The organism is Pseudomonas sp. Irchel 3A18, assembly GCF_900187465.1.
GTDB classification, from domain to species: domain Bacteria; phylum Pseudomonadota; class Gammaproteobacteria; order Pseudomonadales; family Pseudomonadaceae; genus Aquipseudomonas; species Aquipseudomonas cichorii.
In genome coordinates this window covers 184,454-195,774 of record NZ_FYDI01000005.1, presented here as the reverse complement: position 1 = coordinate 195,774, position 11,321 = coordinate 184,454, and the positions used below count along the sequence as shown (strand labels likewise).

General features: G+C 60.3%; 8 protein-coding genes. 4 read left to right on the top strand and 4 right to left on the bottom strand.

Annotation, left to right across the window (positions count from 1 at the left end):
• Nucleotides 1-7: 7 nt before the first annotated feature.
• The 3 genes from CKW23_RS11855 to CKW23_RS11845 all read right to left on the bottom strand — a co-directional run bounded on the left by CKW23_RS11855 (nt 8) and on the right by CKW23_RS11845 (nt 5,684).
• Nucleotides 8-1,753, bottom strand: coding sequence for an ABC transporter ATP-binding protein (locus CKW23_RS11855; protein WP_025259801.1), 1,746 nt, complete (start codon nt 1,751-1,753; stop codon nt 8-10).
• Complete coding sequence (locus tag CKW23_RS11850) at nt 1,750-3,534, bottom strand: ABC transporter ATP-binding protein (RefSeq protein ID WP_025259802.1); 1,785 nt, start codon at nt 3,532-3,534, stop codon at nt 1,750-1,752. Before CKW23_RS11850 ends, CKW23_RS11855 begins: the two co-directional genes overlap by 4 nt.
• Before the next feature lie 146 nt (nt 3,535-3,680).
• Nucleotides 3,681-5,684, bottom strand: a complete 2,004-nt coding sequence (locus CKW23_RS11845) for a TonB-dependent receptor (RefSeq protein WP_025259803.1) — start codon at nt 5,682-5,684, stop codon at nt 3,681-3,683.
• 147 nt (nt 5,685-5,831) lie between these two features.
• Here CKW23_RS11845 and CKW23_RS11840 point away from each other — a divergent pair, with 147 nt between their 5' ends.
• A complete protein-coding gene (locus tag CKW23_RS11840) occupies nt 5,832-6,776 on the top strand; it encodes an AraC family transcriptional regulator (RefSeq protein ID WP_025259804.1) in 945 nt (314 codons plus the stop codon).
• Between the two features lie 15 nt (nt 6,777-6,791).
• Here CKW23_RS11840 and CKW23_RS11835 read toward each other — a convergent pair whose 3' ends face one another.
• A complete protein-coding gene (locus tag CKW23_RS11835) occupies nt 6,792-9,287 on the bottom strand; it encodes a TonB-dependent siderophore receptor (protein ID WP_095067595.1) in 2,496 nt (831 codons plus the stop codon).
• A 347-nt stretch (nt 9,288-9,634) separates the two neighbouring features.
• Between CKW23_RS11835 and CKW23_RS26935 the strand changes: the two genes are divergently transcribed.
• From CKW23_RS26935 to CKW23_RS11820, 3 genes are all read left to right on the top strand, one after another.
• Complete coding sequence (locus CKW23_RS26935; RefSeq protein WP_095067594.1) at nt 9,635-10,012, top strand: DUF2946 domain-containing protein; 378 nt, start codon at nt 9,635-9,637, stop codon at nt 10,010-10,012.
• A 92-nt stretch (nt 10,013-10,104) separates the two neighbouring features.
• The gene (locus CKW23_RS11825; protein ID WP_025259807.1) at nt 10,105-10,710 is read left to right on the top strand and encodes an SCO family protein; all 606 of its coding nucleotides are present in this window, start codon (nt 10,105-10,107) and stop codon (nt 10,708-10,710) included.
• Nucleotides 10,704-11,213: a copper chaperone PCu(A)C gene (locus CKW23_RS11820; protein ID WP_025259808.1), complete on the top strand. Its 510-nt coding sequence runs from the start codon at nt 10,704-10,706 to the stop codon at nt 11,211-11,213. The genes CKW23_RS11825 and CKW23_RS11820 overlap by 7 nt, the downstream gene beginning before the upstream one ends.
• Nucleotides 11,214-11,321 lie beyond the last annotated feature (108 nt).

The window sequence follows — 11,321 nt, the reverse complement described above, 5'->3', positions numbered from 1 at the left end:
GTAGGGTTCAGGTGTTCAGGTTCCAGTGCCGTGCCCGGCTCTGCTGATTCCATAAATGTGCGTAAAGACCGTTCAGCTCCAGAAGCTCGTCGTGACGGCCCTGTTCGACGATGCGCCCGCGATCCATGACCAGAATCTGGTCGGCGTGCTGAATGTTGTGCAGACGGTGAGCGATGACCAGCACGGTGCGGTCACGCACCAGCGCATCCAGTCCCAGTTGAATAGCGGCTTCCGAGGACGGATCGACGCTGGAAGTGGCTTCATCGAGTAACAGGATCGGGCTGTTCTTGAGCAGGGCGCGGGCAATCGAAAGGCGCTGGCGTTCACCCCCTGAAAGCCTGCCGCCGTTTTCGCCGATTCGTGTGGCGTAACCGTCTGGCAGGGCTTCGATAAAATCGTGGGCCTGGGCAAGGCGTGCGGCGTGGATGACTTCCTGCTCGCTTGCGTCGGGCTTGCCGACCAGCAGGTTGTCGAGCACGGTGCCGGAGAACAGCGTGACGTCCTGGAAGACCATGGCGATGTGTTCTTGCAGGCAATGGCTGCCAATCTCACGGGCCTCGATGCCGCCAATCTGCAATTGGCCGCTGTCGATGTCCCAGAGCCTTGCGACCAGATGCGCCAGGGTGCTTTTGCCTGCTCCGCTCGGGCCGACCAGTGCGGTCAGGGTGCCCGCTGGCAGGTGGCAGGAAATACCGTCGATCACCGTCGATTCACGCTCGGCGTAGCTGAAGCGCACATTCTTGAGTTCGATGTCGAAGTGCCGGGGTTTGCGTGGCGTGGACGGCTCCGGCATCGGCGCCTGTTCCAGCAACTGCTCGGTGCGGGTCAGCGCCAGATGGCCGAAGCGCAGCAGCAGGGTGGAGAAACCCAGGTCGATGGCCTGGCGATACAGCGGCAGGGACAGCACGGTAAAGATGAGCAGGTTTTCGATACTCAACTGCCCTTTGAGCAGCAGGTTGCAGCCCAGCAGCACCATCAGGATGAAACCGGCTTCGATCACCAGCCCGAACAGCCCGACCCAGGGTGCCGGTTTCAGTTCGATGCTGACCATTGCCTGATGTTGCGCATCCATCACTTTGTTCAAGCGTTGCAGGGCGCTGCCGAACCGGCCGAAGCTGCGGATCACCGCAATGCCTTGAATGTATTCCTGCAACGCTGCCTGGGTGCGGTTGTTATTGGTGAGCATGCGGTCGGCATGCACCAGGGTCTTGCGGATCGCCACATAGATGGCCAGGCAGGCCAATGGCAGCATGGCCAGTACGGCGCAGGCCAGCACGGGTTCCAGCCAGAACAGGAAGATCAGGAGAAAGGCCAGCTTCGCAAGCGACAGGGCGAAGACGCCGAGAAAGTGTGACCAGAGATGCTCTACCAGTGCCAGGTCACCGGTGACCCGAGCGCTGATTTCGCCGCTGTGGGTCTTGCCGAACCAGCCAAGAGGCAGCTTTTGCAGATGGTCCACAAGGCGAATGCGGGCGTTGGCCATCATGGCGTAGGCACCCGTGAAGATCAGCGGGGTGCCGATTGCACCGGTGACGATTCGGGCAATCAGGCAGGCGAGCATCGCCAGTGCCAGCCCGATCACGCTCAAGGTGGTGGCCGTGCCTTTGAGCAGGCTGTCGAGCAACCCGTACAACAAAGGGTAAGGCGCAGCGCTCAGCAGGCCTTCCAGCACTGCAAGGCGCAGGCCCTGATTCAGATGAGGGTCACGCTGGCCGGCCAGGCGTTCACCGGCTCGCATCAGATTGGCGATCATGCCGATACTCCTGTACTGCTCAGTTGCCATTGGCGAATACGTGTGTGGTCTTGCCAGAGCTGTCGATACAACGCGCAGTTTTCAAGCAGCTCTTCATGACGACCGGCGCCGCGCACTTGCCCTTGATCCAGCACGACGATGCGCTGGGCGGCAATCACGGTATGCAGGCGGTGGGCGATCATCAGCACCGTGCGGCCTCGACACAGATTGGCCAGTGCTTCCTGGATCAGCGCTTCGTTTTCGCTGTCGGCATAGGCGGTGGCTTCATCAAGAATCAGCACCGGAGCGTTCTTGAGCAGGGCGCGTGCGATGGACAGCCGCTGGCGTTCGCCACCGGACAGTTGCGCGCCGCCTTCGCCGATCCGGGTCTGATAGCCCTGTGGCAGACGCTGAATGAAATCGTGAGCGCAGGCGGCGCGGGTTGCGGCCTCGACGCTGGCCTGATCGGCATCGGGCCTGGCCAGCAGCAGGTTGTCGAGCACTGTGCCGTCGAACAGGTGAACCTGCTGGAATACCGACGCGACCCGTTCGAGCAAGGCTTCCAGCGGCCAGTCACGCAGGTCCGTTCCGCCCAGAGTGATACTGCCGCTGTCGGCATCGAACAGGCGGCAAACCAGTTGCGCTATGGTGCTCTTGCCGGAGCCGCTGGGGCCGACCAGCGCTGTCAACTGGCCCGCCTGGGCGCTGAAGCTGACCTGGTTCAGGGCTTTTCTTTCGCCATAGGCGTGGGAGACGTTTTCCAGACGCAGGTCCAGTGGCGCATCGGGGATGCGGGCGTCCGGGTTTTCGCTCATCGCCGGGCTGAGCAACACCGCGTTGATACGGGCCAGTGCCGCATTGCGCTGTACCTGATCGCCGAGCATGTAGGTCAGGCGCAGCAGTGGCATCAGTACGGCGGGAGCGAGAAGCAGAAACAACAGCAATGTTTCCAGGGTGATCTTGCCTGCCAGCAGCAGCCAGGCACCCAGCGGCGCCACGATGATCAGGTTGGCGCTGAGCAGGCCCGAGAACACCACCCAGAACAGCGAACTCTTGCGGGCAAACCCGGCCACCCACTCAGCGGCACCGCGAATGTCCTTGCTCAGTGTGCCGAAGCGCAGGCTGGTCAGGCCGAAGCTTTTCACGACCTGGATACCTTGCAGGTACTCGCTGAAGCTCTGGGAAATCTGCTGTTGCAGGCTTTGCCATTTGGCCATGCGTTCGGCCGAGCCCTTGACCATCAGCATCTGCGCCATAAAGGCCAGGGGCAGCGGGGCAATACAGGCCAGTGCCAGTCGCCAGTCGATGCAAAGCAGCACGATCAGGGTCAGCGGCGGCATTACGGCGGCGGCTATGGAGTCGGGGAGTGAGTGAGCAAAAAAGCCTTCAAGAGAGCCGACGTCGTCGTTGATGGTGCGACGCAGGTCCGTGCTGCTGTTCTTGTTGAAGAAGCTCAAGGGGACTTCGCCCAGATGCCGGGCGATACGGCTGCGCAACTGGCGTAATAGCTCGAAGGCCGCCAGGTGGGCGGTTACATGGCTGACGGTCATGATCAGCCAGCGCAGCAGAACGGCAAAAAGCGCTGCCAGCCCCCAGCCCAGGGCGGCTTCGGCATTGGGGGCGGTATTGAGCAGCATCTGCGCAATCTTGTAGATACACCACAGCGGCACCAGGCTGAGCAGGGTCGAGGCCACGGCGCAACCGATGGCGATGGCAAACAGTGTGGGTGCCAGTTTCAGTAGCCCGGTATGGCTCAAGGGCTCGGTTGTGGTCGTGCCGACAGTGTCGTGTTGTGGGCTCATTCAGAACTCCTGTGGGTTTCTGTGCTTTTCAGGAGGGTGCACGGGGCCAGGCTGACGGCTGAAGGGCCGTGGCCACGGGTTATTCCGTTGAAAGAGCGAAGCGCTTGTCGGCTTCGCTCGTTACACCTTTCCCGACGTGTCTCGCGTCAGAAGGTTATTTTGGTGCTCACGCCCAGTTCGCGGCCTTGGCCGGGTTGACTGAACTGGGCGCCGGAGGTGATGTAGGAGTAGGTGCGATAGTCCTTGTCCCCCAGGTTGTTGCCGTACAGCGCCAGTTCCAGGTCCGGTTTGGGCAGCCAGGAAAGGCGGGCGTCCACCAGGCTGTAACCGCCTTGCGAGACTTCGTTGTCCACATCGAAGTAGTGCTGGCCGGTGTAGCTGATGCCGACACTCGGGCGCAGCTCGCCCAGCAGGTTATCGAAGTAGAAACTGCGTTCTGCCGAGGCACGCAAGGTGCGTCCGGGCGTGTAGGTCAGGCTGTTGCCCTGACGGTCGGAGTCCAGCAGGCGGTTACGGTTGACGGTGCCGGCCAGACGAATCAGGGTGGCTTCGTCGGCGCGCCAGTCCAGAGACATTTCCGCGCCTTCGCTGCGGGCCTTGCCGATGTTGCTCAAGGCCTGGGTACCGGTGCCTGCGGCGCCGATGAACTGCTGCACATCGTCGATATCGATGCGGTACAGCGCCGCATTCAGCCAGAGACGCTTGTCCAGCAGGCTGGATTTGACGCCGACTTCCATGTTCAGCGATTTTTCCGGCGAGTACGCCACCGAGTCGGAAGTGATCGAGCCAATGCGGTTGTAGCCACCGGCCTTGAAGCCTTTGCTGACCGATGCGTACAGGCGGGTATCGGGCGTTACCTGGAAGCCCAGCGCCACTTTGGGCGTGGTGCTGGTGAAGGTGTCGTTGCCTTTATAGACGAAGCCCGGTGTGAACAGCGCGTCCACCTGGTTGTAGGTGGTTTCGGCCTTTTCCTCGCTGTGACGGGCGCCCAGGGTCAGGTCCCAGCGCGGCGCCAGGTGCCAGATGAACTCGCCGAACACGGCTTTTTCGGTGTTCTCGATGCGGCTGTCGGCTGCGCCATACACGCCGAACAGCGGGGCGCCAGCGTCTGGAGTCCGTTCTGAATGGCTGCGGCTCTTCTGCCAGTACAGGCCGCCGACCGCATCCCAGGCACGGTCTTCACCCTGTGTGGAAAGGCGCAGTTCCTGGCTGACGGTGCGCTGAGCTTCCGGCCAGAGAAAACCCATGTCGCCGAACAGACGCTCGTGACGGTAATTCTGCAGGGACGTGATGGACGTCAATTTCAGCGAGTCGCTGAGGTTCCAGTCAATGCTTGCGCTGCTGGTTTCCACCCGGCGCACGTAGACCGATTCCATCAACGGCACGCTGGCCCGGCGCTTCTCATAGGTTTCGTCGGCCAGATATTGCTCGTTGTAGGACGTTAGCCGGTCACGGGCATAGGCCAGTTTCAGACTGAAGTCTTCGTTGGGCCTGAAGGTCAGTGCGACATTGCCGCCACCGTTGTCGCTGTCGCCATGATGTTCGCTGCGGGTCAGCTCGCCATCGGTATCATCGTGGTAGACCGTGCCCTGGATGAACAGCTTGTCCGCAACCAGTGGTGCCGAGCCGCTGACGGCGACTTGTTGGTGCAGGTTGCTGAAGCGGCTTTGTATCGTCGCCGTCGGTGTGTTGTCCGGCTGGCGGGTAATGATGTTTAGCGCACCGGCATGGGCGTTGCGTCCGTACAGGGTGCCTTGCGGCCCTTTGAGCAGTTCGATGTGTTCGACGTCGAGTAGTTGCTGATTGAAGGTGCCCAGGTATTGCGGGACGCCATCGACGTAGATTGCCACTGGCGCGTTGTAAGGGTCCGAAGACGAAATGCCGCGCATGCTCAGGCTCGGGAACACGCCGGCACCGGTATTACGCACCAGCAGTTCGGGGAATACTCTTTCCAGCTCGCCGCTGTTATAGACGTTGGCACGCTCAAGGTCAGTCTCACTGGCAACCGAAAGCGCCAGATCGGTCTGATCCTGGGCCTGGGTTCGCTTGCTGGCAGTCACTTGCATTTCCGGCAAGTTCAGAACATCGTCCGCCAGAACCTGGCCGGATAGGGCGAGCGTGATCGCCAGACTGAGGGTAGAGCGCTGCATGGGAAGACTCGGCTGGTAAGTGGAAGCCGCTATCTTCTGGTTATGGTTATGTTGTTGCGCGTGCGATCGGGGTATAAATGCGCGCAATCGGCACTATAGTTGATAAGTGTTATCATTTGAGTCTGATTCCCAAAAGAGTGTGTGCCCATGAGCCTTAATCATTACCGCGCTGATTATGAATTGCCCAAGGTGCTCACCGAGGAGGTGGGGGACGAACTCGACATCCGCCTGATCGAATGGCAGGTCGATGAAGACCGGCATCTGGATGCCTCTTGCGAGGCATCGCTGACAGTGTCCTATCACGCCAATTGCGCGGGCTGGCGAAGTTTTGCCGATACCTCACCCTTGAGTTGGCGCGAGGATCACTGTTGTCTGTTTCACTCTACGGTGCCGCTGCAGGGCGTGGGCTTTGTTCCGGCGGGGACGCGCTGGCGCGGGGTGAATATCAGCTTCGCCGCTCACCGGCTGGGCATGCTGGACCTGGCCACGCAACTGTTCGAGTACGACGGCCCATGGGAGAAAACCCGCACGGTGGACAGCGCAGCACGCCTGGCACAGTTTCCGGCACCTCACGTCGTCAGGCGTATCGGCCAGGAAATGCTGGGCTGTCGGCTGGAGGGCGTTGCCAGGGACTTGCTGTTGCGGGGCAAGGCCTATGAAATGCTCGGGCAACTGACTGCACATATCCAGGACCTTGCGCGGTTCACCGGGCTCAGTGCTGGTGGCCGTGATCTGGCCCGTGTGGAGCGTGCGCGCAAGCTGCTTGAGGCTCATCCGGAACAGGACTGGACCATCGAGTCACTGGCTCAGTGTGTGGAACTCAATACCAAGAAACTCAAGCAGGGCTTTCGTGACGTCTATGACAGCGGCGTGTACGGCTATCTGCAGAAAGTCCGTATCGAGCGGGCCGCGCAATTGCTCAAGCAGCGGGGATCGGTCAGCGAAGTGGCGGCGGCAGTCGGGTATTCCAACGCCAGCCACTTCGCCAAGGTTTTTCGCCGCTACTACGGCATCAACCCGCTGCACTTCAGCACGCTGGCTGCCAATGGCATTGATGAGGTGGCGATCCGGGCCGGTGTCGATCCATTCTGATCCGCAAGACGTGCTTCAGAAGTCATAAGCGATCTTGCTGTACCAGAACCCGCCACCCGGATAGAACGGCGGGTTGCTGTAGAGGTTCAGACCATTGGCCGAAGGGATTGCGTTCTTGTCCGGGCGCACATTGAAAATGTTCGTGCCGCCTAGGCTGACCGTGATGTTTTCCTGGAGGGTATAGGACAGGTCCAGATCGGTAATCCATTTGGCGCCGAAGCTGCGGTCGCCACTCTCCAGTTGCTGCAGCGTCTTGACCTTGCCGTAACGGGTGGTCTGCAGGTTCACGCCCAGGTCGCCGAGGGTCCAGTTGGCACCCAGCACCCATTTGGTTTTTGGTTGCGCGTCGGTCAGATCGCCTTCCCGGGCACGGCCGACCCAGGTCAGGCTGCCGCCGGTGTTGTCGCCCAGGCCCTGTAAGGCTGAGGGCTCGCTCTTGACGTCGGTGATGATGGTCTTGTTGTAGTTGAATCCTGCGCTCCAGCGCACATCACCCAAGGCACCATAACGGCTGGAATGATCGAGCACGATATCCAGGCCGCGGGTGCGGGTGTCGAAAGCGTTGGCGTAATACGAGGTCCAGGTGCTGGTGTCGACGTTCTGGGCGGTGAGAATCGACGCCAGTGCCGGGCCATACAGGCTTTCGGTGCGTGCGATGCGGTCGGCAATCTCGATCCAGTACGCATCGACCGTCAGGCTGGTGCGCGGCGCCGGTTGCCAGGTCACGCCCAGGCCCAGGTTGCGGGACTTTTCCGGGTCCAGAGGTGTGGCGCCCAGCGCCTGGGCCAGGGACGAATTGACCGGCGCGATGCGGGTCACGGCGGGCACGACGGTACCGTCAGGGGCTGTACCCACCCGGTTATCGGAGATGCTGTAGCCGATCTGGGTCAGGGAGGGAGCCCGAAAGCCTGTGCCGATTGTGCCGCGCACCGCAAAAGTGTCGGTGAATTCGTAGCGGGAGTTGAGCTTGGCACTGAGGGTGTTGCCCGAGTCGTCATCGAAGTGCTCTGCGCGCAGGGCCAGGTCAATGAACAGTGGCTCGATGGGCGTGATGCCGAAGTCCACATAGGCTGCATAGTTGTTGCGTTTGATGCTGGTTGCATCCTGAGGCGAGATGACCGCCGCAGCCTGTGCGGCAATCGACGCCAACTGGCCTGCCAGCGGATTGGGCTGGCCATTGGGCAGCGAGGCCGGGAAACGATAGCCACCCACTTGATAGGCCTGTGCATCACCGGCGAAGGTCCGGAAGCGCTCCCAGCGATGTTCGAGCCCTGCGGAAACCTGCAACGGCACACCGAACACGCCGTCAAAGGCGCGGGTGATATCCAGGTTGTTGACCCACTGCTCGAAGCGATAGGTCGCCAGGTCATCGAACGAAGTCGGTGAAGCCGGACCCAGTGACGGGTTTATGGTCAGGTCACTGTATTGATGATTGTTGTTGCGTCCGTAGGTGGTGCTCAGGTCCCAGTTCCAGCCCAGGGATTCGCCTTTGGCACCGATCAGGTACTGGTAGTCGGTGTCGTCCAGATTGTTCTGCGGGTAGTAGCCGTCGGGGAACAGTTCCGGGATGTTGGCGTTACCATTGGGGTAGCGGAAGTAGTTATTGATGATGGCGTCGCGTTGGCCATAGGTGCCGTAGGAATACAGCTTTGTCTGATCATCCAGTGGCAGTTCGGCGTTGTAGGCCAGGTTGAAGGCCTTGATCTGCGGGTCGCCGTTCTTGACGGCTACCCGGTCCCAGGTCGCTTCCCGAGGGTCGCCGGGGAAATAGGCAGTATTGGTAGCCTTTTCATTCCAGCTGGCATCGCCGCGTTTGCGCGCATCGGCGGACAGGTGCAGGAAACCTCCATCCCCCAGCTCAAAGCCCTTGTCGCCCTCAAACTTGGTCACTTCGCCTTCGCCACTGTAGAGCTTTCCGTAGGTCACGCCCAGGTGGCCGCCCTGAGCGCTGGACTTGAGGATCACGTTGATCACGCCCGCAATGGCATCGGAGCCATATTGAGCGGCGGCGCTGTCCTTGAGGACTTCGATGCGCTCCACCGCGCTGACGGGGATCATGTCAATGTCCACCGAGTTGGCGCCGCTGCTGTCGGTGGAACCGTTGGCGGGCAGGGCGCTGTTATGGCGTCGCTTGCCGTTCACCAGCACCAATGTATAAGCCGGTGCCAGGCTGCGGTTGGACAAGGGGCGGATAGTGGAGTTGTAGCCGGCGACGTTGGTGCCGTAGTTGAACGAAGGCAGCAGCTTGGCGATGGCTTCGGTCAGATCGGCGCGGCCGGTCTTGAGCAGTTGTTCGCTGGTAACGATATCGATGGGCGCCGGGCTGTTGGTCACCGTGCGTTCGGTGCCGCGAATCCCGGTGGAGATGACCGTGACCTTGTCCAGGCGTGTGTCATTGCCGGTTTCTTCTGCTGCTTGCACGGGCGTTATCAAGCCCAGGCCGGCAAAGGCGATGCCTTTCAACAGATGAGGGGGCAGGGGCTTTCTGGCTGCGCGAGCAGTGGAGGCCATGGGGAGTGATCCTTGTCAGTTTCGAGAAGTTTTTCTGAGCCTCCACGGGTAAGGGTCGGTCTGTAAGCGGGAATATATGGTTATGAAACAGTCCTGTGAAAGTTCTTTTCGGTATAAGCTAATTATGAATTATTTGAATTTAAATATTGTTTATAGATAAATAAATTGCATTTTGTTCGAGGGGAATGAACCGTTCTCGAGCGGTCCTGGCATCCCTGTTGTGCTGCCTGCGCCACTTTGTCGCACCTCGGGTTGTGGCCCGTAACCGCACGCTTCATGCCTTTGCCTGCATGCCGTCCGTGGATTCGCGGTGTTCGACAGAGCGTGAGAGTGGTAGATTCGCCGCCATGAAATTCGTCCGAACTCACCGCTCGCTCATTGCCTGGATGCTGTATGGCTTCATCCTGTTCAATGGGTTCATGTGCAGCATCAGCCATGGGCAGATGCTGGGGACGTTTTCCTCTGTAGCAGCCGCCGATATCTGTGGCGATAACCCGGACACTTCCATGTCGATGGAAGGCCCGGACGAGGCCAGGCATTCACTGGTCATGCAACTGGCCATGCTGGACTGCACTTTTGCCGGCAAGCTGACCGGTTTCGTGGCGTTCTTCATCGGACTGGGCTGGCTGCTGCGCTCGCGCAATGTCAGGCTGCGTATCCCGCCGGGCCTGATGCGCGAGTCCTCCCGTCACACTTCGCCGGGGCTGGTGCCGCAGGCGCCCTGAAACCCCGTCTTGCGTTCACTGGTTGTCTGCAGCGCATCCGTTATGTGACGTGCTGCATGCCTTGCCTGTTTTCCTTCAAAGGACCGTAATGCATGACTCAATACCTGACCCGTCGCGAAGTGGTCGCGGGCCTCTCCTTGCTGAGCCTTGGCGTTCTGACCGGTTGCAATAACTCCAATGCCTTGCCGTTCAAGTACGGCAAGGATCTGAGCAACAAGATCATCGGGCGCAACTTCAGGCTGCGCAACACTCATGGCGACGTGCTGACCCTGTCGAATTTCCGGGGTTACATGCCGATGGTGTTCTTCGGCTTCACCCAATGTCCGGCGGTCTGCCCGACTGCGCTGGCCCGTGCCGCGCAGATCAAGAAGCTGATGGGCGCCGATGCCGATACCTTCCAGGTGGTGTTCATCACCCTGGACCCGGAGCGTGACACGCCGCAAGTCATCGAATCCTATGTAAAGGCTTTCGATCCAAGCTTTGTGGCACTGTCCGGCACCCTGGAAGAAACCGCGGCCACGGCCAAGGAATTCGGCGTGTTCTACGAGAAGGTGCCGCTGGGCGACACTTATACGATTTCCCACACCTCCACCAGCTATGTGTTCGATACCCGTGGCGTGTTGCGCCTTGGCCTGTCTCACTCGCTGTCCGCGCAGCAATGCGCAGAAGATTTGCTCACTTTGATGGAAGTATGCTGATGACTACTCTGATCCGTAATGCCCTGATCGCTACCCCGTGCAAAAGCCTGCTGCTGGCTCTGTCCATGCTGGGTGTCAGCCTTCAGGCCCATGCGCAGACCACCGTGGACGATGCCTGGGTGCGTGCCACGGTTGCCGGGCAGCCAGCGACCGGCGCTTTCATGAACATCACGTCGAGCACGGGCGGCAAGCTGGTTGAGGTCAGTTCGCCTGCTGCGAAAGACGTGCAGATCCATCAGATGAGCATGAAGAACGATGTGATGAACATGCAGCAGGTCAAATCCATCGACCTGCCGGCTGGCAAGACGGTTGTGCTGGACTCCAACGGCTATCACGTGATGCTCATGGGCCTGGTGGCTCAGGTGAAGGAGGGTGATCAGGTGCCGCTGACCCTGACCGTCGAGGACGAAAAGGGCGTCAAGGAGTCGATCAAGGTCAGCGCGCCTGTCAGGGCCCTGACGGCTCAGGGGCATTCCGGCCATGGCGATCATAGCGGTCATTGATTGAGGTTTACCCCAGTCTGCTCCAGGCCCCGCCATGTTCGTGCATGCCGGGGCTTTTTGATGGGTGAGGTTTTATATTCAATTTATGAATAACAGGAGAACTAAATA